The 25,189-nt window shown below is 44.8% G+C and carries 21 protein-coding genes; 10 read left to right on the forward strand and 11 right to left on the reverse strand.

The window, feature by feature from the left end; genetic code table 11:
* Window positions 1-103: 103 nt before the first annotated feature.
* Complete coding sequence (locus ACZ5V1_RS04370) at window positions 104-2,542, reverse strand: methyl-accepting chemotaxis protein (RefSeq protein ID WP_464390788.1); 2,439 nt, start codon at window positions 2,540-2,542, stop codon at window positions 104-106.
* Between the two features lie 584 nt (window positions 2,543-3,126).
* Here ACZ5V1_RS04370 and ACZ5V1_RS04375 point away from each other — a divergent pair.
* The gene (locus tag ACZ5V1_RS04375; protein ID WP_464390789.1) at window positions 3,127-3,681 is read left to right on the forward strand and encodes a hypothetical protein; all 555 of its coding nucleotides are present in this window, start codon (window positions 3,127-3,129) and stop codon (window positions 3,679-3,681) included.
* 11 nt (window positions 3,682-3,692) lie between these two features.
* Here ACZ5V1_RS04375 and ACZ5V1_RS04380 read toward each other — a convergent pair whose 3' ends face one another.
* The 6 genes from ACZ5V1_RS04380 to ACZ5V1_RS04405 all read right to left on the reverse strand — a co-directional run bounded on the left by ACZ5V1_RS04380 (window position 3,693) and on the right by ACZ5V1_RS04405 (window position 10,048).
* Window positions 3,693-4,274, reverse strand: a complete 582-nt coding sequence (locus tag ACZ5V1_RS04380) for a pentapeptide repeat-containing protein (protein ID WP_464390790.1) — start codon at window positions 4,272-4,274, stop codon at window positions 3,693-3,695.
* Window positions 4,275-4,576: 302 nt separating this feature from the next.
* Window positions 4,577-5,263, reverse strand: a complete 687-nt coding sequence (locus ACZ5V1_RS04385; RefSeq protein ID WP_464390791.1) for a queuosine precursor transporter — start codon at window positions 5,261-5,263, stop codon at window positions 4,577-4,579.
* Between the two features lie 82 nt (window positions 5,264-5,345).
* Window positions 5,346-6,818 carry a sensor domain-containing diguanylate cyclase gene (locus ACZ5V1_RS04390; protein WP_464390792.1) on the reverse strand — a complete coding sequence of 491 codons (1,473 nt, stop codon included), beginning with the start codon at window positions 6,816-6,818 and terminating at the stop codon, window positions 5,346-5,348.
* Window positions 6,819-7,160: 342 nt separating this feature from the next.
* A complete protein-coding gene (locus ACZ5V1_RS04395; protein WP_464390793.1) occupies window positions 7,161-8,018 on the reverse strand; it encodes an esterase/lipase family protein in 858 nt (285 codons plus the stop codon).
* A gap of 164 nt (window positions 8,019-8,182) precedes the next feature.
* A complete protein-coding gene (locus tag ACZ5V1_RS04400; RefSeq protein WP_464390794.1) occupies window positions 8,183-9,013 on the reverse strand; it encodes a hypothetical protein in 831 nt (276 codons plus the stop codon).
* A 414-nt stretch (window positions 9,014-9,427) separates the two neighbouring features.
* Window positions 9,428-10,048, reverse strand: a complete 621-nt coding sequence (locus ACZ5V1_RS04405; RefSeq protein WP_464390795.1) for a MarC family protein — start codon at window positions 10,046-10,048, stop codon at window positions 9,428-9,430.
* A gap of 174 nt (window positions 10,049-10,222) precedes the next feature.
* Between ACZ5V1_RS04405 and ACZ5V1_RS04410 the strand changes: the two genes are divergently transcribed.
* The 5 genes from ACZ5V1_RS04410 (at window position 10,223) to ACZ5V1_RS04430 (ending at window position 14,741) form a co-directional block, all read left to right on the forward strand.
* The gene (locus ACZ5V1_RS04410; protein WP_464390796.1) at window positions 10,223-10,975 is read left to right on the forward strand and encodes a (Fe-S)-binding protein; all 753 of its coding nucleotides are present in this window, start codon (window positions 10,223-10,225) and stop codon (window positions 10,973-10,975) included.
* Complete coding sequence (locus tag ACZ5V1_RS04415; protein ID WP_464390797.1) at window positions 10,968-12,398, forward strand: LutB/LldF family L-lactate oxidation iron-sulfur protein; 1,431 nt, start codon at window positions 10,968-10,970, stop codon at window positions 12,396-12,398. Before ACZ5V1_RS04410 ends, ACZ5V1_RS04415 begins: the two co-directional genes overlap by 8 nt.
* A complete protein-coding gene (locus ACZ5V1_RS04420; protein WP_464390798.1) occupies window positions 12,391-13,056 on the forward strand; it encodes a LutC/YkgG family protein in 666 nt (221 codons plus the stop codon). Before ACZ5V1_RS04415 ends, ACZ5V1_RS04420 begins: the two co-directional genes overlap by 8 nt.
* Window positions 13,057-13,511: 455 nt before the next feature.
* The gene (locus ACZ5V1_RS04425; protein WP_464390799.1) at window positions 13,512-13,775 is read left to right on the forward strand and encodes a DUF1653 domain-containing protein; all 264 of its coding nucleotides are present in this window, start codon (window positions 13,512-13,514) and stop codon (window positions 13,773-13,775) included.
* Between the two features lie 159 nt (window positions 13,776-13,934).
* The gene (locus ACZ5V1_RS04430; RefSeq protein ID WP_464390800.1) at window positions 13,935-14,741 is read left to right on the forward strand and encodes a hypothetical protein; all 807 of its coding nucleotides are present in this window, start codon (window positions 13,935-13,937) and stop codon (window positions 14,739-14,741) included.
* Between the two features lie 298 nt (window positions 14,742-15,039).
* On the opposite strand, the gene ACZ5V1_RS04435 is transcribed toward ACZ5V1_RS04430, so the two are convergent.
* Window positions 15,040-15,435 (reverse strand): hypothetical protein, encoded by a 396-nt coding sequence (locus ACZ5V1_RS04435; protein ID WP_464390801.1) that lies wholly within the window; start codon window positions 15,433-15,435, stop codon window positions 15,040-15,042.
* Window positions 15,436-15,729: 294 nt separating this feature from the next.
* On the opposite strand from ACZ5V1_RS04435, the gene ACZ5V1_RS04440 reads away from it, so the two are divergent.
* Both ACZ5V1_RS04440 and ACZ5V1_RS04445 read left to right on the forward strand, forming a co-directional pair.
* The gene (locus ACZ5V1_RS04440; protein WP_464390802.1) at window positions 15,730-17,241 is read left to right on the forward strand and encodes a catalase; all 1,512 of its coding nucleotides are present in this window, start codon (window positions 15,730-15,732) and stop codon (window positions 17,239-17,241) included.
* Between the two features lie 637 nt (window positions 17,242-17,878).
* Window positions 17,879-18,466 (forward strand): GNAT family N-acetyltransferase, encoded by a 588-nt coding sequence (locus tag ACZ5V1_RS04445; RefSeq protein ID WP_464390803.1) that lies wholly within the window; start codon window positions 17,879-17,881, stop codon window positions 18,464-18,466.
* Window positions 18,467-18,889: 423 nt separating this feature from the next.
* Here the strand turns inward: ACZ5V1_RS04445 and ACZ5V1_RS04450 are convergent, their stop codons facing one another.
* The 3 genes from ACZ5V1_RS04450 to ACZ5V1_RS04460 form a co-directional block, all read right to left on the reverse strand.
* On the reverse strand, window positions 18,890-19,651 hold the full coding sequence (locus ACZ5V1_RS04450) for a DUF1835 domain-containing protein (protein WP_464390804.1): 762 nt from the start codon (window positions 19,649-19,651) through the stop codon (window positions 18,890-18,892).
* A gap of 179 nt (window positions 19,652-19,830) precedes the next feature.
* A complete protein-coding gene (locus ACZ5V1_RS04455; protein WP_464390805.1) occupies window positions 19,831-21,162 on the reverse strand; it encodes an MATE family efflux transporter in 1,332 nt (443 codons plus the stop codon).
* Window positions 21,163-21,537: 375 nt separating this feature from the next.
* The gene (locus tag ACZ5V1_RS04460) at window positions 21,538-22,812 is read right to left on the reverse strand and encodes a radical SAM family protein (RefSeq protein WP_464390806.1); all 1,275 of its coding nucleotides are present in this window, start codon (window positions 22,810-22,812) and stop codon (window positions 21,538-21,540) included.
* Window positions 22,813-23,224: 412 nt separating this feature from the next.
* On the opposite strand from ACZ5V1_RS04460, the gene ACZ5V1_RS04465 reads away from it, so the two are divergent.
* Together ACZ5V1_RS04465 and thiC are read left to right on the forward strand one after the other, a co-directional pair.
* Entirely contained in the window at window positions 23,225-23,695 is a 471-nt protein-coding gene (locus tag ACZ5V1_RS04465) for a hypothetical protein (protein WP_464390807.1), read from the forward strand.
* A 151-nt stretch (window positions 23,696-23,846) separates the two neighbouring features.
* Window positions 23,847-25,136: a phosphomethylpyrimidine synthase ThiC gene (gene thiC, locus ACZ5V1_RS04470; protein ID WP_464390808.1), complete on the forward strand. Its 1,290-nt coding sequence runs from the start codon at window positions 23,847-23,849 to the stop codon at window positions 25,134-25,136.
* Window positions 25,137-25,189 lie beyond the last annotated feature (53 nt).

Raw genomic sequence — 25,189 nt, forward strand, 5'->3', positions numbered from 1 at the left:
TTGAAAAATGAACTTGTCTGAAAATTTGGGGATGAGAATAATAAAAAAACCTCCTCTCAAGTGCAGTGCGCTTGGGAGGAGGTTTTTTATGATGTGTTGTTAGCTAAGAAGCTGTCATGTCGCCTACAAGATTATGCAGTTCGTTAGACATGGCTGCAATTTCCTGAATGGAGGTTGCGGAAACGCTGATACCTTCAGAGGATCTCTGGACAGTTTCTGCAACTTCTTCAACGGAGCGCGCAATCTGTTCGGATACTGCGGACTGCTCTTCAGATGCTGTGGCAATTTCGCCCACCTGTGTTGAGTTCTGATCAATAAGACCCATGATCGTACGCAGTGATGATTCGGACTCACTCGCGAGCGCGCTGGCTTTTTCTACAGTAAGTGCAGAGTTACCTACGATTTCAAAGTTGTGCTGAGCAGCAGACTGAATAGTACTTACACTTTTTGATACCTGTTCGGTGGCCTGCATGGTTTTTTCTGCAAGCTTACGAACTTCATCAGCAACAACCGCAAAACCGCGACCTGCATCACCGGCGCGTGCAGCTTCAATTGCGGCGTTCAGTGCGAGCAAGTTTGTCTGGTCTGCAATATCTGAAATAACATTCATGATGGAACCGATGGCATCAACCTGCCCGCTCAGTTCCGTAGTGTTCTGCTGAAGCGCTTTGGTTGTTTCGCTTACTTCGGAAATGGACTGTACTGAGTTGAATACAACAGAGGAGCAGTTTTCAGATTCCTGTTTAGCTTCCTGCGCGTTGGTGTGCGCTTTGGCTGCGTTCATAGCAACTTCAGAAACAGAAACGTTCATCTGCTCCATAGCGGTGGAAGTTTCTGCGGTGCGCTGTGTCTGAATTTCAACGCCGTCGCTTACATCTTTAAAGTTGTCAGCAAGGTTGTTGCTGTTTGCTTTAAGGCGGATAGAAATTGTTTCAATTTCCTGCGCTGCTGATTGAATTCTACGCTGAGCACTGCGAATGTCTGTCTGATCGAGCAGAACCTGCATAACACCCACTGCCTGACCATCTTGAATGACCGGAACAGCAATGTAGTCAACATCAAGAGTCTGGTTATGAGCCTTCGCAGTGGTTGAGGCTTTCTGGATTGATTTTGATTTGATGGCGTTGGTACAAGCGCATCCCACAGACTGGAAGTCTTCTGTCGCAAACAGGGTGGAAGACGGTTTGCCTTTGCATTCTTTTAACGTGGTATTGGCAAGGGACAGAGCAAGTGTGTTGGCATACAGAACGTTAAGAGATGAATCGAGCATGAGGACAGGAAGCGGCAGGGCATCCGTAAAGTGGGTGAACATGTCCGCCATGCTGTTCGCATTGTCGAGAACACGCTGATAGCCACCGGCTAGTTCGCATTCGGTGCTTCTTGCCATAATGTCACCGGAAGCAATGGCGGTAACAAGGGAATCTAATTCACGTTCCATATCAGAAACGGTGTTGCCCATCTTGGTAAGTGCGTTGGCAATGGCACCTATTTCGTTTTCTTCTGTAATCACAAGCTGAGCAGACAGGTTGCCTTTGCTCAACGAAGTAGCGAAATTATGGATGAGGCTGAGTGGTTTGGTGATGGAACGGGAGGTAAAGAAAGATAAGAGCAGTGTGATGAGCAGCGTTGCGGCGGCGTACATGAGCAGGGCGTTGAGTGATTCAACGTTGTTAGCTTGCATCTTAGGGCCCAGAATGTCCTGATCGGCCATGACAGAAAGTTTTACTTTTTCTGCTTTAGATGCTGCCAATTGTCCATGACGGGTAATGTCTTTATTCAGCTCACGCAGTGTTGTTATACTGCCGTAAAGTTTTTGCACGATATCTGTGTACTGAGTGAGCAGAGATGTACAACGTCGATACGCACTGCGTTCGGTTGAGTCGTACATATATTTTTCTGCAACAATAAGCTGTTCTTTGGTGCGGATCATTAAGGAATCGAGATGATCCTTATTAAGCGTAACCGTCGGTGCATACAGTGCTGTAAGAATGCTCATGCGTGCCTGCGTAAAGGCGATAGCGCAATTGGACAGCGCCTGTACAAACTGTGGGTTTGTTCTACCGGAAGTTTCAATGGTGTCATTCAGGGCACGGTCTAGTAAAATCGTAACGTTTTGTCCCTCAGATCGTTCCTGAATGGCGACATTGTTCACATCACGGTAGGATGCAAAGTCTGCGACAATTTTGTTCGCGTCTTGTTCAATAGAAGTCACAAGCTCAGCACGCTTTGGATTTTGAATTTCTTTCTTAGCAGTAATTAGAAATTCTAAAATGTTTGCTTCCCGAGTCTGATATTCATTAAGGGCTGTCTGCGAAGAGTTCTTAATGTATTCATTTGCAGCAATATTCATAAGCAGAATATTTGCTTGAAGCCTGCCAGCGAGGTTTGTGTCACGTGCAAGTGCACGGTAAGAAGCAAAACCGTCTTTATTGTTTTGTAGGTTAACAATAGATTCTGTTGATAAGAATGCCATTGCAATAAGTACAAGGGAGAATCCACCCCAAATCTTTACAGTAACGCGTAGGTTTTTTAGAAACTGCATATTCTCTCTCAAGTAGTTAAGAAGTTAGCAATGCAATGAGAGCGTAGTAGATTTATAAAGTTAAAACTGAACACTGTTAACACAGTATGCAAGACTGTGTATTGAAACACATGCACAAAATATTTGCCCCCGCCCTCTATACTTTTTATATATGCAATAAAAAAGTATGCAGGCACCCAATCGCCACACGCTATTAGGTGTACATGTATATGTATACTATCGACCAGTTTTGGTATTTATTAAGACGGCGGTGTAAATAAATACTTACTATTATTATGTAAAGATTTTATTTTTAAAAGAGTTAAAGTTAGATTGTGAAAAAAGTGTAATAGTGCACAGTAAAAAAAGCTCTCCATGAAGCCAATAGAGTACTATCAGAATTTTTTTTGAGATGAGGGAAACTTGGTGGGAGAGATGTTTTTGTAGTTGGAACAAATGGATAAATTGTCTTTACATAAGAGGATGTCTGAATATATCAGACATCCTCTTTAAATATTAGCAGGTTGTTATTGAGGCTATTTTTACAGCAAACACTGCCTTATTTCCATGGCCTTAAGCTAAGTAATAACGAATCGAGATTATGCATGTATGAAAAAAAGAAAAGAGCGATAAAAAAAGCTGTATTGAAACGTGAGCCTGAACTAACTCAACATGTTTCTTGCCCTACAAAAAAGAAAGTCGGGCCAGTGAAAGTTATTCTGGGTGGCCTGTTTGCTCTGTATGGTTGCTATAAATTTCTGACCGTTGGCATCCCAGATTTTATTGGTATTTTTCAAGGAAAAACGATCTTGAATTTTTCATTTGCATGTTACTTAGTGATATATGCGATAATTGTTTTACCTGTTATATCTACTGCGTATGTAATAACTTCAAAGCGAACTGAAAGGGTATCCAGAAAGGCAAAAAAGAAATGGAATAGAATTTGGAGTTGGGTGGCAGGTCTTGTTACCCTAGGTTTTCTTGTAAGTTTCTTTAGTATTTGTGCTCACTTGGAAGACCAAGGTTATGTGAAGTTTTATAGAAAAAACGATTCTCGAAGAGGTTTTCCTTTGTATGTAAAGAAAGAATTTTTAGATAGAACAAAAATTCATGGGATAGAAAACAAGTTACCAGAGGCACTTGAGGTGCTTTCAAGGTGATATTTTTACTGCTACACTAACTCAATATCAAAGTTCCGTAGTAGCGAAACTGCTTCAGGAAGGGAAAATTTGGCCTGCTTAATTGTGTTTTTTGAAACATCAATGGCATATCCGTAGGCAGTGGATAAATCTGCTTGCGTGAGGATTGTGTTATCGAAAAGACAGCCGCCCAAGTTGCAGTCATCAAAGACCGCGTGGGTCAAATTTGTATCAACAAAAGATGCACCGTCGAAAGAACAGCCTTTGAAGATAAAATATTTCAGGTTCACATCCGGAAAAACTGCGTTATCCAAAATACAGTCAGTAAAATCTGCTTTGAAGAGTCCTCTCACGCTGCCCCAATTGATGCCCATAAGTTTACAGCCTATGAATTTAACATCAAAGACGTGGGTTCCTTCAAACTTTGTCAGGGAAATATTGCAATGCTTGAACTCGCAGTTGTCAAACGAACTGTGGCTGATGTCTGCGTATTGAAATGAGCATCGTTCAAAGGTGCAGTTAAAGAAGGATATGTCGCGAATCTTTTCATCGGATAAATCTTGTCCGACAAATTCTTTGTCTTCGTATTCTTCGTGTGTAAAGTAGTTCGCCATGTCGTAGTACCCTTTTCTAAGTCGTATAAAACATTACAATATTATGACAAAGGTTGCATGTCTACATGTTTGGCTTTGCATTGTTCACAATGGACAAGCGGAGACTCTGTGTGCTTTCTTTTATGATCAGACAAATTTTCTCAATTCTGAATGGGTAAGGGGCTTTCTTTTTGCGAGCAAGAAGGGCAGACCTTTTCCCTTTGACTACATGTTGTAGACTGTTAGTCATGAGTTCATCCAGCATAAAAAAACTCCCCGAATCATATGATCCGAGGAGTTTTTTGTTAACCATTAGCCGTTACTTAGTGCGCATGCTCTGGGAGCACGGCATGGACACGTCTAGCAAGATAGATAAACGGTGTATCCAGTACAGAAACGATAGCTTTAAATATAACTGTGGTGATGAGGATTTCCACGAGAACTGCTGTCGGGAATACACCGTAGAAGGCGATAAGACAGAAGATTGTGGAGTCGATAAGTTGCGAAACAAGCGTTGATGCGTTGTTACGCAGCCACAGCATTTTGCCGTTTGTTTTTTCTTTCCAGAAATGGAATGCCCAAACATCATGCGTTTGTGATGCAAGATACGCGAGCATAGAAGCAACTGCGATGCGTGGAAGGAAACCAAAAATAGCTTCCAGATGCGGCTGTACAAAATCGTCTGCAGCAGGTGCAAAATGTAAAGCAATTTGCATGTACACTGTCATAAGGACAAGTGTAATAAACCCGAGCAGAACGCCTTTTTGTGCCTCGCGTTTTCCGTAGAATTCGCTAAGCATATCGGTTGCTAAGAAAACACCGGCGTACAAAATGTTACCGAGTGTTGTTGTAAGCCCAAACAGCTCTACTGTTTTAAGAACCTGAAGGTTACAAAGAAGAAGGTTGAAGACAATAACGGCAAACAGGCCGACCTTGCCAAAGAACCTATAGAGCAACAGTGCAATACAGAGATCTGTAATTGCGAAGCTAATCCATAAAACTTCGTTCATGACGAATACTCCTTGAAGCGATTAAAACCGGGAAAACAGCCCGATTTGTCGGCCTCGTAAATAGGCTCTAATCGTCATGAGGTCAAGTTGCATAGCCTCCGGCAACCAGCAGGCTTTTGTCAGGATACAGAATACTCATCTGATTTTTGCCACTGTCTTTGGCTTGATAGAGCGCTGCGTCAGCACGGCGGATAATCTCCACTGGCGACTCTTCATGGGTATGATCAATACATGCTACGCCAATGCTGGCGGTCACGTTAAGTATACCCTTGTCAGTTACGAAGTTGTGCTCTTCAATCTGGATGCGGATTCGCTCTGCCAGCATTGTTGCGTGACTGGCAGAAGTACACGGCAGTAATACCGCGAATTCTTCACCGCCGAAACGTGCAATGTAATCGGATGTGCGGAGCGAACTTTCGAGAATTCTGCTCAAATCTTTTAATACATCATCACCGGCAAGGTGACCGTATGTATCATTAATATTCTTGAAGTTGTCGATATCGGCGATCATCAGGCATAAGGAATGACCATAGCGTCTGTGTCTGGTGTTTTCTTCTACAATACGGGCATCAAAGTGGCGCCTGTTGTAGAGCCGTGTCAGTCCGTCAATATCTGCATTGTGCTGGGCTGCTGTATAAAGCATGGCATTATTAAGCCCCAGTGTAAGATGCGAAATTGCGGAACGTAAAATTTGTATCTGATCTTTACCAAGCTGCGGGTGCTCATGGCACTGAACCAGTACCACGCCAAAGGTTGCGCCGCCGTGTTCAAGATCAATAGCAAGGAGTGTGTCAGAAGAGGGCAGAATTTCTGTTTTAACAGTGCCCATGTAGTTCATGTCTGTGCTGACAACACCATCGCCGAGTAAACGCTGTGCGTGCGTTTTCAGCATTTCTGTCCATGCGCGTGCAACGTCGTTTTTCTCGCTGCCTGCAACATAAATAGTGGCGTGTACATTTTCAGAGACCTGCGGAGACCAGCAAATAGCATTTATGGCTGATACTGGAAGCAAGGTTTTAAGCTCTGTCTGTGCTGCACGTAAAATTTCTGCTGGATCAAGATGCTGCGTTACTTTTTCCAAAAACGACACAATAAAGCTGAGCATGTCGTTTTTGCGTTCAAGCATTTCACGCTCGAGACAGATCTCGCGTGTCATGTGCATTATGTCTTGATACAGATTCTGCGTTTCAACCGCGGACAGCAAAACGTCGCGGGCACGCTCTTTTGTAATAGGCGGCTTGATGATTTCGGTAAAACCACACTCCAGCAGAGATTCAAGCTCTGCAAGATCGTAGTCCCCACCCATGATCAGAATGCGTGAAGTAACGTCTATATGTGCTGTGTCACTTGATGGCAGTGTCTTAAGAGTATCCCACCCCTGCTTGGATATCCAAAGTAGACACGGCTCGTCTGTTTCCAACTGGTCCACTGTAGGAGTGACACCGATGGGAAAGCAGCTAAGTGCAAAGCGACCACCAGCGGCGTGCTGGATGACATTTGCATCTTCATCACTGATGCCCAGTCCCCACATGAGCTTCTTAGTTTGGCCGTTCACGGTATCCTCCCAAAAAAAATTGCGGCAAGATTTGCCGATCAAAGTGATAATAGTGGCGTATATAGTGGTTTAGCAAAGAGTGTGCCGAATAGTTCATGATCTTGGCGCTCTAGGAGGAAAATGAATAGAGAAAGCGGGGAGGAAGTAAAAAGTCAAAATAATGACTCGCAAGATTATGGAATTTCTCAGTATAACGTAGCCAAAGGATGAGCAAGAAAAAACCCTCGTGAGACGAGGGTTTTCTAAGATTCAGCAATGTTTGAAAATTTAAAAACAGGACGGAAATGAATATAAAAAGAATAACGAAAAGGGATTAGGAACCCTACGTAGAATAAATAAAATTTATTTTGAAAAAAGTTCTTTTGTTGTCATTGCAACTTGTTTCGCAATCATTTTACTGCTCAGCATAGCAAGGTGGCTTACTGGTATTGTTTTAACCACATTCCAACCCCTTGGAGGAGTTGAAACACTTTCCTGCGGCAAAACCATGTTGTCTACAGGGGAATAAAATGCATAGCACGGCACAATCGGCATTTCTTGCGTTGCCTCACGTTCTTCAATTTCTGAAATCAGCTTGCCTTTAAAGTCCAGCTGCTGACCAAGATATGTTGCGGAAAATGTAGCCAGCTTACTGCCAAGCATTGGTGTGCCGAGCGTAATCACTCCAGCAACCTTATCTGCCTGATCAGAGGTTGTGAGCCAATTGCGCAGCAACAGTCCGCCAAGGCTATGGCCGATAAGTACTGGCTTTGAGTCCGGCGCTTGCTTCAGCACTGCTTCCAAGTACTTGTCCAATTCAGCACTCACCACATCAAACGGCTTACGGCTTGAGTAGTAAAAGGTTGCGCAGTTCCCAAGTCCTACCTTTCTGAACCAATGTCTGAAAAGAACCCAGGCAGAGCTGTTATGAAAAAGCCCATGAACCATTATGATCGGTGAATTTGGTTCCGCAGGTAGTTTCGGGACACGCTTTCGCCAATACTGCAAAAATGTCCCGCCAAGATAAATGCTGAAGCTGAAAATTTCTGCGCAAAAAGCAGAAAAAACTCCGTGGCGTGCAGCGTGCAGTGCAGCGTCACGCGAAGGGAATAAACTTTCTATGCGGGATTGGTGCTCGTACCAAAACAGTATGTACGTGACAACAGCCACCACGAAGCATGTAATCATGAACAGTAGGGCGAATGTAATAAGTAATGTCATAGGTGCGCCTGAGGTTTTGTTTTTTTTGAGTGTGCGTGGGTGCCTCCGGCGGGCAAGGGGCCAGCCCCTTGCATCCCCGCGAGAGGAACGTCCTCTCGACTGCGATGAGTATTTTGAACAGGTCGGGAAGAATTATATATGAAATATGAAATATTATTAATAGGTTATGCCTTTTGCATTCGCCAATTAGATTTGAGAAAGCGACTTTTTTGATCGCATACCAAAGCAAAACCTATCGATGGGATCATAATTGAATTCTTTGTGAGAAAGTGTTCAAGAATTACCGGATTAAAATCTGATGAGCTTAAAAAAGGTACAAGTGCCAAAAGATTCTCTAACAGTATGAGGTCATATTCTTTTTCATTCTTTTTGGGCTTAGTTAGTACGATAGTAAATGAAAGTAGGCTTGATACAAAGAAAAGTTGCAATAAATCAGCAGTAAACAAACTGCAGACAGACGATGTTAATAAAAAGTACCCTAGAAATTTGAATATAAAGGAAAAAAATCTAGGCCCAATTACTGAGGCGATTGAATTTGGTTCTTTTTTCAAGCGCCCTCGGGTTGTTAAGTGAGCTTTGTAGCTTAATATTTCATGAAAGCAGCAGTATTGTATTAACAGTAAATCTACATCATCACTCTGCATCCACTTTTTGTTTCTGTATTCGAAAGCGACAGCTTCAAGTTCATGTCTTTCAAATGGTGAGTTCGAGTCAGTAGTTAAACTATTAGATAAATCATCATGTGATAAGACAGGTCGTTGGGCATTAAGTCTATGGCTTACTTCTTCTGTAAAAATATCATTACCAAGTCTGGTAATAATATTTTTGGTGTCTTCGAGGCGTTCTTCATAATCTTCAATGGCAATATTTTCTTGTAAGGACCTTTTCCGAATTATTAGAAACATATTTTGGGTCAATTTATGAAAGCATGTTGTTTTAGTTAACATTTCTTTTTCAATTACTAGACAACTGTCTTTATTTATCTGATGTGGCATAACATTTCCTAGTAATATTGTTTCTATAAAAAGAGTCATTTTTATTTTTAAAACAGTTAGTTGTCGCGTTGGAAATGACTCATTATGTTTTATTCATCAAGGATGAATTATCTCAAGCTGTTTTTGTGCTCTGCTAGTAATAATAAAATGTTAGAATGGAAAGCATTTTAGCATAAATATAATTGGTTACCACTTTAAATAACAGCAAGTAATCGAGAAGTATGATTGCCAAAGTAAGTCACCATGAACCCTCCCGCAACATATACCCATAAAAGGGGTTAAGGGGGGAATCCCCCCTTACGGGGGTGTAGGGGGCAGCGCCCGCCTACCCGTCGGAGACAACTCGATAGATACAAACAAAAAAAGCCAGAACAAGTGTTCTGGCTTTTTGGTTATTCTGTGATATGGAACAGGCTAGAATAAGAAATTTTTAATACCTGTAAACATAATCTGTGCGGAGAGCGCGGAAAGGATGAGTCCGCTGATTTTACTCATGATTGAGAGTCCGATAGTTCCGATAAGGCGCTGAATCTGGGGAGCCACATAGAGCAGGCACCCTACGGAGAGGATAGCAGCGAGAAGCCCGCAGCTACTTGCAATGCGTGTTGTGGTATCTGTGATCTGTGCACCCATAATGAGCAGGGTACCGATGGTTGCTGGGCCGATAACAACAGGGATAGCGAGCGGAACAACGCTGATGTCGCCGTCTTCGTCGATATCGTCAGGGTTTTTAATAGGCTTTTTGGTGCCTTGAATGAGGTGTACGGCTGAGAGGAACAGAAGTGCGCCTGCGCCAATTCGGAATGCGTCGAGCGTAATTCCGAAGATCGCAAACAGGGTGTTCCCGAAATAGAACAGCGTGAACGCTGCGATGATAACAGCAAAAGTTGTGCGTATTGCTGTGTGGCGTTGCTTTTCTTTTGGCATATCAACAGTGAGTGCCAAGAACATGCTGATTACGAAGAACGGAGTCAGAATGAAGAAAAAGCGGATGTAGGTTTCAGTAAAGGTATTGAAGATCATGGAAGTTGGCATGGTTTTCCCTGCTATAAAAGACAATATCGTTGCTGGATGGTACTCTAAAAAATGCTTTGATGTGCAAAGTGTGAGGACGCTTTTATGCCTGTTCGTGCAACTAATCAAGCGTTTTTTTTAAGTGAAAAAATATAGCGTTTACAGTCAATTAAGCTCGTGAGCAAAGGGTGGAACATGAAGAAAGTCAACGCGGCGAAGACTCCGGTATATTTCTTTGGAACTTGTCTTGCGGATATGATGTACGCAGACTCTGCAATGGCAGCAATTCGGCTTATAGAACGGGAAGGCTATGAGGTTGTGTACCCCATGGAACAGAGCTGTTGTGGGCAGCCTGCGTATAACTCGGGATTCCCGGAAGAAGCGAAAGATGTTGCATGGAAGCAGGTGCAGATTTTTGCAAAACATGATTATCCGATTGTTGTGCCGTCCGGTTCCTGTGCGGGTATGATGAAAGTGCATTACCCGAAACTCTTCAAAGATTCGCCCGATCTTTTCACAGTGAAGCGCTTTAGTGAAAGAGTGGTTGAGTTGACCACATTCTTACACCAGCACGCGAATGCACAGTATGAGGACAAGGGCGCGCCGATTAAGGCAACGTGGCACTCTTCATGTCATGCGATGCGGGAAGCAAACTGTGTTGCCGATTCCAAGGCGTTGCTCATGCAGCTGGGCAATGTTGAGTTGATTGAACTGGAACGCGAACGGGAATGTTGCGGCTTTGGCGGCACGTTCTCAATTAAACAACCGGAGATCTCCGGTGCCATGGTTTCGGACAAGGTTGCGGATGTTGTTGCAACTGGTGCTTCTGTGGTGCTGAGTGGTGACTGTGGATGTTTGCTGAATATTACAGGGCATATGGAAAAAGAAAAAATCGATGTAAAGGGTCAGCATATAGCGGAATTTATCTGGGAGCGTATCAATGGCTAGTAACGAGAAGTTCAATTTTGCGCAAAACGTGGCAGAGGCGCTGGCGGACAGCCAGCTACGAGCGAACTTCCGTTTCGCTACGGATACACTGATCCAGCGGCGCGGCACCGTATTCGCAACGCCGGAAGAAACGGAGTACCTGCGCGACGTAGGTAGCTCTATGAAAAAAGATGTGTTGGCGAACCTGCCGGATCTGCTGGAACGGTTCGAAGATCAGTGTGTTAAGAATGGCATAATTGTGCACTGGGCAGAGACTGCTAAGGACGCAAACGAGCTTATTCTTTCCATTCTTGATGACCATTCGGCACAGAAGGTGGTTAAGGGTAAATCCATGGCGTCGGAAGAAATTCACCTCAACTCCTATCTGGAAAAGCACGATAAGGAAGTTGTAGAAACAGATTTTGGTGAATTTATTATCCAGCTGTGTAACGAGCCTCCGTCACATATTATTGTTCCTGCTGTGCATAAGAACAGAAAGCAGATTGCAGAGGTGCTGGCTGAGCATGTTGAAGGCATGGAGTACACGGAAGACGTGGACGTAATGCTGGAAAATGTACGCAGCACCTTGCGTGAGCATTTTAAAACAGCGGACGCTGGTATTTCCGGTGTTAACTTTGGCATTGTAGAGACAGGAACCCTGTGCCTTGTCGAAAACGAAGGCAACGGGCGTATGTGTACAACCGTACCGCCGCTGCATATTGCATTAATGGGTATTGAGAAGCTTATTGAGAATGTGGAAGATATTCCTGCAATCTACAGGCTGCTGTGTGGCTCTGCTACAGGGCAGCGCGTTACTACTTATTTTAATATGATCTCAGGTCCCCGTATGGAAGGTGAACGCGATGGTCCGAAGGAAGTGCATCTTGTACTGCTGGATAACGGTCGCTCACGGATTATGAACGATCCGCAGCTTGGCGATGTGCTAAAATGTATTCGTTGCGGAACCTGTTTGAATCACTGTCCTGTGTTTACCCGTATTGGCGGTCATGCCTACGGTTCTACATATCCGGGGCCTATTGGTGAGATCCTTGTGCCGCAGCTTGAAGGACTGAATCCTAAGGGCGCTATTGCAACAGCATCCTCTCTTTGTGATGCCTGTTCCGAGGCGTGTCCGGTTCGTATCCCGATTCCTGAAATTATCCGCCGTATGCGTGACGAAAGTTATGGTAACGGCGAACACGCAAGCGTTGCAGGGAACGGCTACAAAAAGAGTTGCCTCGAAAGTATGGTTTGGCGCAGTTGGCGCATGTCGCAGACCTGCCCGACAATGAACAAAGTTATGCTGAAAGGGCTTGCGCTGTTCGGTAAGTGGATTCCGGCTGTTGGGCCGTTGAAGTCATGGATGAGTGTGCGCAGCAAGCCTACGTTCGGGAAGAATAGTCTGAAAGACTTAGTGAAGAAAGAGGGGGTGCGTCATGAGTAGTAGTACAGAAAGTAGAGAACGCATCTTAGGGCGCTTATACAATGCGCAGCAGTATGGACGCGATGCCTATATTCCGCAGAAAAAAGTGTGGAACATTAAGAATCGTTCCAAAGAAGAAAATATTGCAGAATTCACAGAACGCATGAGCGCTGTCCGGACAGAAGTTTTTCGCGCCAAGGGAGCAGCTTGGGTGACTGAGCTGCAAAAATTGGTGGAAGAACGCGGACAAAAGACTTTGCTGTATGCTCCGGCAACTCCTACAGGGAAGGCTTTGGCAGAGAACTGGAAAAAGAAGAGTTCCTGCAAGCTGGTAACGTGGGAAGGCTCTATTGAAGAGTATAAGGATGAGCTGTTTGCCTGTGATGGCGCAGTCACCGGATGCCTTGGCGGCATTGCGGAATCCGCAGCTGTTATCCTGTGGCCTACAATCGACGAGCCGCGTCTTATGTCTATTGTTCCTCCGCTGCATGTTGTGGTGGTGGAAGCAAGCAAGATATATACGTCGTTTCAGGATGCCATCAAAAAATTAAAATGGAATGCGGCAATTCCTACGAACGCTTTACTAATCTCAGGTCCTTCCAAGACCGCAGATATTGAGTTGATTCTCCAGTTCGGTGTGCACGGGCCTACCGACTTGATAGTCTTCATCACAGAATAGCAAAGCAGGTAACGGTTGCACTGAATAGTGTTACCTAATCTGGGTTACCTCATCTGGTAGAAAAAACTTTGTAACCAATCGTAAGTAATCAACACATTCCAGAATGAACCAAAAGCCAAACCCTCACAGCAAGTTACATTGCACAGGGTTTGGCTTTTTTTTTGTCAAATTGGAGCAGCCTCACATTGTATTTTCTACAAAGCTACTGATCATCGTGTGTTGCAGGCGTCAGTAAGGTGTAAAAGGTATGTCAGTTAAGTTTCACTTGCAGGCTTTACAAGAAGTAGACTGCAAGGGTATTCTAACTCCACGGTTTGGTGTGATAGGGAACAATTAACCGCCCTGAACATCAACCGTGTTCTTTTTTTTCTCGTCAAAATTGTGACAGTCTTATTAGATACTCAGTAATATCATTTTGTTAGAACTTTTTCGATATCGAACAGAGAGGGGAACCAGTGTACTACCGGCATTTCAAAGGAAAGTTCTATCAGACTGTTTCAGAAGCGCTCGATACCACAACAGAGGAAGTAGTTGTTATCTATCGGACGCTCTACGCAAGTGATTATGCATGGTTTACGCGACCGGCAGCGGAATTTTTTGGGGAGAAAGAGTTGGCAGACGGAACACGTGTGAAGCGGTTTGCACCAATAGAGAAAGATCAGTTGCCGAACGATGTGCAGGAATATTTGATGAAACATCCTGTACAGAGCTTTCAATAACGCGTTGTATTCTTCGTTTCACCTATAAAAATCAGGGCATTGAACTGCATAGAAAGTTTTTTTTCTTTTTTACATGCTTGAAAAAAACAGTTCAGTCCTGTAGCAAGTCCTAGACTGTATAGAAATCAGCACTTGTTGCTGCAGGAGGAAGATAGGATAATGAGCGAAACCGAAAACGATACCCAAAAAAAGAGCACGACTTCTTTTGCGGCCGGCAGTTTGGGAGCCGTCCTCAATGAGAAAGAAAAAAAGTCTCTTCTTACATACATTGCACTCGGTATCATTATTGTTGAATGCGTAGTGACAGTAGTTGCTATTCTTCATGGTGTTACTAATCTGCACCCGACAGCTGAAGGGAATATGGAGTACCTTTTCCCTTGGAAAGCGTACCTTGTAGCTGTATTGCTCGCTCCAATTGCAGTTATGTTCATCATCCAGATTATCGGAATGGGATTCAACCGCTTTATCAACGGTGATCCTGTTATGAACGAAGTCGACAATGAACATATTCCTGAAAAAATGCGAAACTGGATCCATCTTGTCAATGGCATGCCTACAACAATCCTCCTCGCAGGGTTCTTGTTTGTAGGGATGATCCTGTTTAATATGGATATCATTATCGATTTTGTTTTAAAGCTTGGGCAAGCTGCGGCGGAACTCGCCATATGGATCAGTGTAGGACTAGTCGTTGCATGGATCACAAGCTATGTCTGTAAAATGTACTTTATGTACCGCACCCGCCGAGTCGCTGAAGAATACGCGTTTAGACGCGAAGTTCTTGAACGCACCGGCATCGCAATCATTGATCAGAAAACTGCAATCACATCCGATGGTAGAATGCTGATCGCTGATGCAACTCTTGATGGTAAACGTCCTATCGATATCAGCCCCGAAAATGCTATCGAAGGTGGAACCGTCGTTGAGCCAAAATCTCTCCCGCCATCTCAGGCGGACAAGTTGTTATAGCAACATGAATGCAAAAAAAGCCCCCGCATGCAGCGGGGGCTTTTTTTTGTGCTTTTTATTTTTTGTTTTGCCTCCGGCGGCCAGAGAACCTGTTTCACTGTCGCTATCCGTAATCCCTCATTCTTCGAGAACGGCTACCGCTTTTAAGTAAAAAGGCTTCTCTGGGCTCTCCAAAAACTTTTAGTTGCGAGGTAAGCACGTTTTTAATGTTGCTTCGCGGCTGAGGCTTTGGTTGTTGGAAAGATATATATTGTAATAAGAGCCTATTACAAATTGCTATGGACGAATGTTATGCCAACTAGCGCTTCCGATATTTTCTATACGCTTGCAGCGCTGCGGCAAGAGAGCCTACAAGCGCGCTGGAGCCTTGAATCAGATCATTCCCTGTAAGCCCGCCTTGGCTTGGTGAGATTTCGATAACAGATAGAATGCCAAGCCCCACAAGCGGTATCCAGAAGCAACAAAGAACGAAAGCTGTAATGAGCTTTGCTCTGGGGATGAGCCGTGTTGCCACAAATACAAGCACAAAGCCTCCCACGAGTGGGGCGAAGATTCTGTCATAGTAGAATGTTCCGGCTAGATGCACACTCATCATTCGGAAAATGAAGCCGAATGAGATCATAATTGCGAAGAAAAGGGGTACAAGTAGCAGCCAGCGAATCCATTCTGGAACTTTTTGGTACGATTCAAACATATGTCTCTCGGCATTGCAGGTGACTACAACGAAAGTTATAATAATAAAATCGAAATGTTGTGGCTGGTGCGAAGTGTATATGTTTTAAAAAAGTCCAGAGGCAGTGCGGAGAAAATACGCCACTCTAGGTAGAGAATATGCCTGTGGCAGCAGTTTCAGCAATTCTTATTTCCTTGCTTTTGTCGGTTTATCAATGGTGTCACAAAGTAGATGTAGTAGATTTATCTCAATCCGTGCGTAGGGCTTTTATGTAATCAAATAAAATAGCACAATAAGATAGAGAGGAATCTTGGTATGGCCAAAAAAGATACAATGAAAACAGCCTTTGGGCGTCCTGTCGGGAACGATTTGAATTCATTGACTGCTGGAGAACGCGGGCCGGTATTGATGCAGGATGTGCATCTTCTGGAAAAACTGGGACATTTTGACCGTGAGCGTATTCCAGAAAGGGTTGTGCACGCTAAAGGCGCTGGCGCGTATGGCTATTTTGAAGTGACAGCAGACGTTACCAAGTACACAAAGGCCGCTTTTTTGTCCTCTGTGGGTAAAAAGACAGATGTCTTTGCCCGTTTCTCCACCGTTGGCGGCGAAAAAGGCAGCGCTGACGCAGAACGTGATCCACGCGGTTTTGCGCTTAAATTCTACACGGAAGAAGGCAACTACGACATGACAGGCAACAACACGCCTGTGTTCTTCATCCGTGATCCACTAAAATTTCCTGACTTCATCCATACCCAAAAGCGTGACCCTGCAACAAACCTGAAAAGCGCAACCATGGCGTGGGATTTCTGGTCACTTACGCCGGAATCTATCCATCAGGTCACCATTCTGTTCTCAGACAGGGGAACACCAGCCACATTCCGTAACATGAACGGTTATTCCAGCCACACTTTCAAGTGGTACAACGATAAAGATGAATATTTCTGGGTGCAGTATCATTTCAAAACTGACCAAGGCATTAAAAACTTTACCGGTGCCGAGGCTAAGGAAATGTGCGGGAAAGACCCCGACCACGCAACCCGTGATCTTTATGAATCTATCGCAAATGGCGATTTCCCGTCATGGACGCTGGAAATGCAGATTCTTACTCCTGAGCAAGCAGAAGTGTTTGAATGGGATATTTTTGATATCACTAAAATTTGGCCGCACAGCCAAGTTCCGCCGATTACCGTCGGCAAGCTTGTGCTTAATCGCAATCCTGAGAACTATTTTGCAGAAGTTGAGCAGGCAGCATTCAACCCGAGCAGTCTTGTGCCCGGAATCGGTGTATCTCCGGACAAAATGCTTCAAGGGCGTCTCTTCTCCTACCACGATACGCATCTGCATCGTCTAGGCACAAACTATCATCTTATCCCTGTGAACCAGCCTAAGCATTCACCACAATTGAATCAGCAACGTGACGGTGCCATGCGGGTGGATGATAACGGACTGGGCAGACCGAACTATTGGCCGAATAGTTTCAGCCCAATCGCGCCCGAAGGGAAAAATGAAGAGCCGGATATCCCATTAGAAGGTGCCGGTTCCCGATATGAATTTGCACACAAGAATGATGACTTTGTGCAAGCCGGCAATCTCTACCGTGAAGTTATGACAGATGCCGACCGCAACAGTCTCATAACCAACCTTGTAGGGCACATGGCAGACGTACCGCTTCGCATTAAGCTACGCCAGTGTGCCATCTTCTATCTTGCAGACAAGGATTACGGCGAACGTGTCGCGAAAGGGCTTAAGCTTGATTTAGAGCATGTTCGCAAGCTCGCAGGCATGACGCAAGAACAACGCGTGGCTGAGACTGCCAACTTGTAACAGGTAGTAAGGCTGTGTGTGCCTCCGGCGGCGCTTGCCAGCGGGGCTTTAAGAACCTTTCTTTTTCGAAAGGTTCTTAAAGATCTCCAAAGACTTTTATTTGCGAGGTCTTTCTTTTGTTAAGTTTACCTCGCGGCTTTCCACCCCATTACCTTTCCATTAAAAGGCTGTCCTGATGATAGGGCAGCCTTTTTTGATATCCAGACTACTACTGAATAACATTTCTTTATTGTTCTTTAGAGTTAGTGATCTCATGACGGGGTTTTCTATCTGTTTGGTATAGTTGACATAGATTTAGTCGAAGTGTAGCACCTTTAATCTTACCAATAATAAGAGAGGTTTTTTTGAATAGAAGAATGGATCTTGTGAAGCTGGTTGTTAGCGCGAGCCGCAATCAGTAATGTTTTTTAGGATGTGGTTCACATGATGTGAATTACGCGTCCTGTTTATGATAGCGACTTGTTTCGCTCATTACTGACACTGTCCTCGTTTGGACAGCTTTGTCGTTCTCGTCTGGCAACCACTATTTTGCGTATAATATCGGGGTAACACAGCAACCATGTTGCGCGTATTGCCTATTCATATTTGTAAGTCGGCGTACCGGCTATACAATGTTATTGCACACAGGAGTGGACTAATGCTGATTAGAAACGAGCATAAAAACGACGTTGATCGTATTTCAGAGATACAATTTGCTGCATTCGACGGACATCCTATTCATGCCGGAGCTGCGCCCACAGAGCATCTTATAGTCGAGCGGTTACGTGCCGCAGACGCGTTAACGCTTTCGCTTCTGGCGGAAGAAAACGGAGAAATTCTTGGGCATATTGCCATATCGCCCGCAAGCGTAGGTGACTGCAATCAGGGCTGGTATCTTCTTGGTCCTGTTGGGATTGTACCCAATAAACAGCGTCAAGGAATAGGGTCTGCATTGATCCGTGAAGTTTTAATGCAGCTGCAAGGAAGCCGTGCAGAAGGTATTGTTTTGGTAGGTGATCCAGAATACTACACCCGCTTTGGTTTCAAGAGTTTTTCAGGGCTTTCATACTCAGGAGTCCCCGAACAGTTTGTTCTTGGTTTTTCTTTTTCAGAGAAAGACCCGGAAGGCGAAATTATAGCGCATGAGGCTTTTCATACCCCAAAATTAGAGATGAAAAATCCTCCGAAAGAGAGCGGCTCACCACGGCGATCAGGTCATTATCTTTCGGTATCTCGCCGTCGATAAAGCATTTGTTATGAGGCTAGGTTGTTGCCAAGTTTTGTAGCGAGTATGTGTTGTATAAATAAAGAAATACGAGTTGTGAGAAGCAATTTGTATTCTCACCAATGTTTTACCGTGCTGTGTTCTCTGCATTTGCAGAAGCTTCCTCATTGTCGATTGCAGTTACCGTATTGCTGTAGTCAAAGTGGTAAGCACACAGTGCACAGAAACATCAAAAATAGTGTTTCAACATGAAATAAAAAAGGCTGTCCTTCATTTAGAAGGGCAGCCCTTTTTTTGTAATTATCCGCAATGAAACGTTGTTTTGAAAAAAAACTTTAGAACTACTGCGAGTTTTTTATAAAGTTTTCTGCTTCTTTTATTACTCGAAAACGTAAAGGAGGACACTACAGCGAGGGGGATTAAAACAACGTGTATGCGTATTGCTTATTGAATCAAGCGTACTTCAAAACTTCTCAGCTGATTCAAATTTCCTCTGGCTTGGATCTTATGCATTTGTACCAACTGCAAAAGGCGGTAGTTTAGCCATGTGTCAGAAAGTAATTGGTCTGTTGTGCCAAGCGCTTCGCCAACAATTCTGGCAGCATTTACAAATTCGTTTTTGCAGTTATGAAGGAGCAGAGCGTCGTAATATCTTTCATCAACGGTTACAACTGCTTCATTTTCCCAAATACGCAATATGCCGTTTTGCTGAACAGTTTGATCCCAGTTTCTAATAAGCTCATGTTTTCTTTCGAGCGAAATCTTTGTTTCAGTTCCAATTAATGAGCCTAATTTTTCTGGAGTATACTCGCCTGTTCCTCTGGCTAATGAAATTTTATTATCTAAAGCAACTTCATAGAGTTCTTCAAAATCCTGAAGTTGCTTCACGACCATTTGAAGCATGAGCTGTTCTGGCGCATTTTCACAATGCCAAAGAATAACTTTGCAATCTGTAAAATTCTCAGGAGCAGGCCATGATCTTATTGCCAGCTCAACGTATTTTGCAAACTCTTCATCATCTGGTTCAATGCTGTTAATCAGCTTTTTCTCGAATTTGATTCTGTCTTCTATCGTATGCAACGGACCATTTGAAAGATCATCATTGATTGAAATTACGTCTTGATTCAAGCGATACTCGTTCATGATGTATCGCAGGCTTCCCGCGGCTGACGGGCCAAAAATTATCTGCTTTATTTGCTTCATCATAATTCACCATAAGTAAGTTTTAGCAGGAAACAATGTATAATATTGGGAACAGACTTTTCTTCATGAGGTCTCATAATTTCTTATGATCCGCATTGCACTCGTCTAACCTTCCATTTAGCGAAGATTCAGTTGGCAAGAGAAGCACTGTGAAGCCGCTGGAGCTTTTTAATCCCTTCCCGCTAAGCTTTGGTCAACTGCCAGCAACGGTAGCAGCCGAGGGCGGAGCGTATAAGCGTCATGGCGCCGGTTGCGAGCCAAATCCACATGACAGGCTGCGAAGGCTCGAACATTGTGATGAGCATAATGAATCCGATACCGATGATGCAGGAGATGCACATGGCGTTTCGGGTAAATGCAAAATCACCGATACCCCATAAAATGCCGTCTGTTGCGTAGGATAGCGAGTTAGTAGGCTGAAAAAGAGCTACAATAGTCCATGCGGAATAGAACACAGCATATGATGCTGGCGGGATAAGTAATTCTGCAAAAAGGTCGGCTCCTGCGATCATAAGTCCGCCGATTATGATGCCGGTTACGAAGCTGTATCCGAATGTTTGACGGATAACTTGTTTGATCATGAGGGTGTCGTTTTTGCCTTTGAAAAATCCTGTGAGACTTTGTCCTGTGATGGCGAACGTATCGAGCAACATGGTGCTGAACATAACAAACTGGCGAATACCTTGATGCGCTGCACCTTCGATTGCGCCAGCTTGTGTTGCGGTGCGCGTGCAATAGAGTAGGAAGGCAATGACAAGCCCTGTACGGACGGTCATGTCCCAACCGATGGAGAGCAGGCGTCTGCAACGTGGTGCATCAAATCTTGGTTTGATGCCGAGTTTTTTGTGCAATGCGTAGAGCGTGATTGCCATGCCGACGTACTGACTGAAGGTTGTAGCCAGTGCTGCGCCTGTGACGCCGAGCTCTGGGAACGGACCTATGCCGAAAATGAGTACCCAGTCGAGCACCACGTTAAGTGCGTTTACAATGGTGGTGACAATGAGCGGCGTGCGCATGTCTTGCAATCCACGAAAAATACCGAAGGCAGCCATGGTAAAGAGCACGGCGGGGCCGCCTGCGAGTCTGCATGTCATGTAGTCGATGGATAGACTTTGCATGACGCCTTCAGCGCCCATGAACTTTGAAATTTGTGGCAGGAAGAATATGGGTAACAGGGCTGCTATAAAACCGATGGCGAGCGAAAGAATGAGCGCTGTGCTGGCGGTGGTTGCAGTTTCTTTTTTGTTTTGCGCTCCGACACAGTGCGCGATTTCTGTCTGTGTTCCGATACCGAGAAAGTTGAAAATCCAGAACGCTGAAGAAAGTACCATAGTGCCGATACCGAGAGCTGCTAACGGCTCTGTACCAAGCTTGGCAACGAATGCGGTGTCTACCAGACCGGTAAGCGGCTCCGCAATGAGGGATAAGAGCACTGGAACAGACATGCTTGCAAAGGTTTTTGCAGGCGATTTTCTGTATGCATGTTCGTTCAAGGACTCTGTAGAGGTACTCATGAATCGTTACTCCAAAAAAAATTGATCAACACAGAAAGATAGTCCCTTGCGGCTTCCAACGACATAATTAACGGATGGCTCTCGCATAATAAAAGTTTTAGGAGAGTCCAGAGAAGCCCTTTTCCAAAGCGGTAGCTGTTCTCGAGGTACGAGAGATTACAGAAAGCGACAGTGTAACAGGGTTCTCTGGCCGCCGGAGGCTCGTCGAAGGCCCGCCGGAGGCAAATAGCTAGTTAAGACTCGCCAGAGGCAAAAGTTACCAGAGCCACAGGCTCGCTAACCGCAAGCCGCCTCAGGGAAGCCCGCCGCCAGAGGCAAAAAAAATCTGCACCCAATAACTTGGATGCAGATTTGTTGATAGCTGTCGTAGCGGTGCTACTCTTCGTCAACAAACGGGTTGAAGTACCCGAAGTTAATCCAAGGACATGCCTTTTTGAGTCTTTTTCTAAAGAAGGTAAAGCCCATACTTGCACCAAAATCGATACCGTTCAGTAACTCCAAGTACATTTCCGGATCAATATTAAGGTTACGAAGCTGAATGAAGTCGAGCTTTGTATCCGTAATAAGGTTGACTAACGCTTCAAATTCCGGTTCGGAATCTGTTACGCCCGGGAAGTAGAGCAAGTTGAGTGAAACCCACTTGTTGCGCGCTTTTGCTTCCAAGATGGACTGTTTTACATCCGCAAAACAGTAGCCGTTTGGACGATAGTAGCGGGTGTAGACTTCTTCTCGGGCAGAGTTAAGGCTTACACGGATGGATGACAAGCCTGCGTCTGCAAGTTCTGCCACTTTGTCCGGTAAGGAAGCGTTTGTGTTCATGTTGATGGTACCGCGTCCGCCTTCTGCACGGAACATGGTAATCGCTTCGGTAATCATTTTTGCTTCAGTCAGCGGTTCGCCTTCGCAGCCCTGACCGAATGAGAAGATTGGCTTATCTTTTTCGTTCGCTGCATGGTGGCGCATTACGCCGCAAACTTCTTCCGCTGTCGGGGTAAAGTCCAGACGATCCTGCGGGGAAGCACAGATTTGGGAAGTGTTTTCTTGAAAAGAAATACAGCCGATACAGCGTGCGTTGCAGGTACGGGACGTAGGCAGTGGTGCTTCGTAACGACCGATTGCAAGGTTTTTTGCTGCCGGGCAGGAGTACTTGAGCACACATTTATTCATGATGTGCTGCATGAGACGGTTTTCTTTGTATTTTTCTAAGATTACGTTGGCAAAACGGTTAATTTTTTTACCGGAGAAGCCTTTGAAAACCTGACGTACGTCCTGATCTACTCTTTTTGCTGCTACATAAAATTTGCCGTTGGCAAAGCCTACAGCGCCGTATGCAAACAGCGGCAGGGTAGGTGCGTCATCATCGCTTTTGTAGGCGGCGTGGGCAGTAAGAGTATGTGCAGGCGCAACAAATGCTGCCACTGCAAATTCTTCCATCTGCTCAACTTCGCCGTCTTCTCCGTCCAGACCAAGTGCACGGCGACCCGGCAGCATGAAAATGTCACTGCCTTCAGGAAGCGGCATGAGCTCATCCGGACGCGGCTGAGCGAGGTCGTTACCACGGCGGCACAGCATAAGCAGTTCTGGATGGTCGTAAATGTTACCGTCTTTGTCTGCCACAAGAAGCTTTGGGCGAATATTTGAAGAAGCCATTATCTCTCTCTATAAAATAACAGGCGTAGTCGCCTGTGTAGTGAATTTGGTTGAGTTGGTTGTGTCATACATAAAAGTGCACATGCTGGCAAAAAGTACTTTTCTGGTCGGGTTCCATTTTTCGTAGAGAAAATAAAAAATATATATGGCCTTAAGATAGTTGAAAAAGATCCGATAGGTGTTTCAGGTAGATTTTGTCTGTTACAAATGATGCACAGAAAAACATGAATATCTATTGATGGTTACAGTTCTTTTTTTACCGGAAAACCCCTGAAGGTCATTGCCGGAGAACATAAGCCAACATATAAATAGGTCGCTGCATCGTTTATACATTTACGGAAGTCCATGGCTCTATTCGAGCCGTGTTGCGTTAAGCATATAAGATTTGTTTTTTTGAATGGAGCCACTTGGTATGGAATCTATGTTTTTTATTGTTCTCGCGTGCGGTGTAACCCTGATTCTTATTCTTTTGTCATTGCTGAAGAAGTATAATGAACTGCGCGATACGCTTGCAACGCTTGAGACAGAAAACAATAGTATGGAAATGAAAAAGGACGCTTACGAAGCTGAAATTGGCTCGTTAAGTGAGCGTATAGCAGAATATACAAAAGAATACATGTTGCTGGAACGGTCTCTTGCGGAGTCCCGACAGGCAGAAAATGAGCGTGTTTTAGAAAAAGAACGCTACAAATATATGTCGTTTGTTGAATACCTGCTGTCCAAAGGACATATCGATAATGACGATGTCACCAAGGCTGAAGCGTATAAAAAGAGAAATATCAGCTCAATGGGTGTAGCAGAAGTGCTTGTGCTCTTTAACCGCATCTCCGGTGAGAATATGAAACAATATCGCGATGAATTTCGCACTGCTACCGGACAGTAGTCACATCACTCCATAGAATATTCTGCGGCGCAGACGATTTTTTACATAAAAATTGTCTGTGCCGCTTGCATATTATACAACATTCGTTTGTAATGCCGCCGTTGTTGTTTGTTCCATAGCTCTTTCTACGCACACAATAGGAAGTGATAACATGTCTATCTTGACAAAAAACGCGGCACTCGCCGGTTTGTTAGAAACACATATTGATGAGTTAGTAAAAAAAGAGCGTTTGGAAGCTGATGTTATCAGACAGGCTATCGAAAAAGGTACCATGGTACTGCTCGGTAACCCTGAACACCCCGAGGTAATTCCGACGCTGGTCGGTCAACCGGCGTCTGTAAAAGTTAACGCCAACATCGGTACCTCACCGTTGAAAAACGATGTACGCTGTGAAATGGTTAAGCTGCAAACTGCCATTAACGCAGGTGCTGATACCGTGATGGATTTATCCATCGGTGGTGATCTCGATAAAATCAGAAAAGAAATGGTTTCTTCAACCAAGCTTCCATTGGGCACCGTTCCAATGTACGCAGTTGCTCAGGTTTACCTTGATAGCGACCGCGATCCTGCTGATATTCAGCCGGATGAGCTTTTTGCAGAAATCGAAAAGCAAGCAAAGCAGGGCGTAGACTACATGACCGTTCATTGCGGTCTTACTATGCGCGGTGCTCAGTTTGCGACAGACGGTAGCCGTACCATGGGTATTGTTTCCCGTGGCGGTTCCATCCTCGCTCGTTGGATGTTGAAAAACGGCAAAGAAAACCCGCTTCTCACCGGATACGATCGTATTCTTGAGATTGCACGCAAGTACAACGTTACTCTTTCCCTCGGCGATGGTCTTCGCCCTGGTGCTGGCACCGATGCCGGTGACGCAGCACAGTGGGAAGAAGTTATGGTACTCGGTCAGCTGGCTAAACGTGGCCTTGAAGCTGGCGTTCAGTGCATGATCGAAGGACCGGGACACGTTCCTCTGAGCGAAGTTGAAGCTCAGATTATCAGCATTAAAAAGCTTACCAATGGCGCACCTCTGTACGTTCTCGGACCGCTCGTTATCGACAGCAGCCCGGGCTACGACCACATTGCAGGCGCAATCGGTGGAGCAATTGCTGTTAAAGCTGGCGTTGACTTCCTCTGCTACCTGACTCCGGCGGAACACCTTACACTGCCAAGCATCGAAGATGTTCACGCAGGCGTAATTGCGTCCCGTATTGCTGCTCAAGCCGCTGAAGCCTGCATGGGCAGACCAGCAGCTGTAGAACGCGAAATCGGTATCTCCCGTGCGCGTAAAGCTCTCGATTGGGAAGGTATGAAAACCCTCGCTCTCGATCCGGAAATGGTTGATAAGCGTAGAGAAGAACATAAAGACCATCGCGAATGCGCCATGTGTGGCAAATTCTGCGCTTACAAGATGATCGAAGAAGATCCTCAGTGTTCTAACTAATCTCGCACTCTAAAAGACCTGATACATTCTGTGTATCAGGTCTTTTTTTGTTT

The sequence above is a fragment of the Halodesulfovibrio oceani subsp. galateae genome, from assembly GCF_055397225.1.

What these genes read in the sequence shown, in the direction of transcription:
- ACZ5V1_RS04375 (WP_464390789.1), top strand. Translation starts at nt 3,127, where the DNA reads ATGTATGAAAAAAAGAAAAGAGCGATAAAAAAAGCTGTATTGAAACGT.
- ACZ5V1_RS04455 (WP_464390805.1), bottom strand. Translation starts at nt 21,162, where the DNA reads ATGAGTACCTCTACAGAGTCCTTGAACGAACATGCATACAGAAAATCG.
- ACZ5V1_RS04370 (WP_464390788.1), bottom strand. Translation starts at nt 2,542, where the DNA reads ATGCAGTTTCTAAAAAACCTACGCGTTACTGTAAAGATTTGGGGTGGA.
- ACZ5V1_RS04380 (WP_464390790.1), bottom strand. Translation starts at nt 4,274, where the DNA reads ATGGCGAACTACTTTACACACGAAGAATACGAAGACAAAGAATTTGTC.
- ACZ5V1_RS04440 (WP_464390802.1), top strand. Translation starts at nt 15,730, where the DNA reads ATGGCCAAAAAAGATACAATGAAAACAGCCTTTGGGCGTCCTGTCGGG.
- ACZ5V1_RS04410 (WP_464390796.1), top strand. Translation starts at nt 10,223, where the DNA reads ATGAAGAAAGTCAACGCGGCGAAGACTCCGGTATATTTCTTTGGAACT.
- ACZ5V1_RS04450 (WP_464390804.1), bottom strand. Translation starts at nt 19,651, where the DNA reads ATGATGAAGCAAATAAAGCAGATAATTTTTGGCCCGTCAGCCGCGGGA.
- ACZ5V1_RS04465 (WP_464390807.1), top strand. Translation starts at nt 23,225, where the DNA reads ATGGAATCTATGTTTTTTATTGTTCTCGCGTGCGGTGTAACCCTGATT.
- ACZ5V1_RS04400 (WP_464390794.1), bottom strand. Translation starts at nt 9,013, where the DNA reads ATGCCACATCAGATAAATAAAGACAGTTGTCTAGTAATTGAAAAAGAA.
- ACZ5V1_RS04435 (WP_464390801.1), bottom strand. Translation starts at nt 15,435, where the DNA reads ATGTTTGAATCGTACCAAAAAGTTCCAGAATGGATTCGCTGGCTGCTA.
- ACZ5V1_RS04430 (WP_464390800.1), top strand. Translation starts at nt 13,935, where the DNA reads ATGAGCGAAACCGAAAACGATACCCAAAAAAAGAGCACGACTTCTTTT.
- ACZ5V1_RS04420 (WP_464390798.1), top strand. Translation starts at nt 12,391, where the DNA reads ATGAGTAGTAGTACAGAAAGTAGAGAACGCATCTTAGGGCGCTTATAC.
- thiC (WP_464390808.1), top strand. Translation starts at nt 23,847, where the DNA reads ATGTCTATCTTGACAAAAAACGCGGCACTCGCCGGTTTGTTAGAAACA.
- ACZ5V1_RS04445 (WP_464390803.1), top strand. Translation starts at nt 17,879, where the DNA reads ATGCTGATTAGAAACGAGCATAAAAACGACGTTGATCGTATTTCAGAG.
- ACZ5V1_RS04405 (WP_464390795.1), bottom strand. Translation starts at nt 10,048, where the DNA reads ATGCCAACTTCCATGATCTTCAATACCTTTACTGAAACCTACATCCGC.
- ACZ5V1_RS04460 (WP_464390806.1), bottom strand. Translation starts at nt 22,812, where the DNA reads ATGGCTTCTTCAAATATTCGCCCAAAGCTTCTTGTGGCAGACAAAGAC.
- ACZ5V1_RS04385 (WP_464390791.1), bottom strand. Translation starts at nt 5,263, where the DNA reads ATGAACGAAGTTTTATGGATTAGCTTCGCAATTACAGATCTCTGTATT.
- ACZ5V1_RS04415 (WP_464390797.1), top strand. Translation starts at nt 10,968, where the DNA reads ATGGCTAGTAACGAGAAGTTCAATTTTGCGCAAAACGTGGCAGAGGCG.
- ACZ5V1_RS04395 (WP_464390793.1), bottom strand. Translation starts at nt 8,018, where the DNA reads ATGACATTACTTATTACATTCGCCCTACTGTTCATGATTACATGCTTC.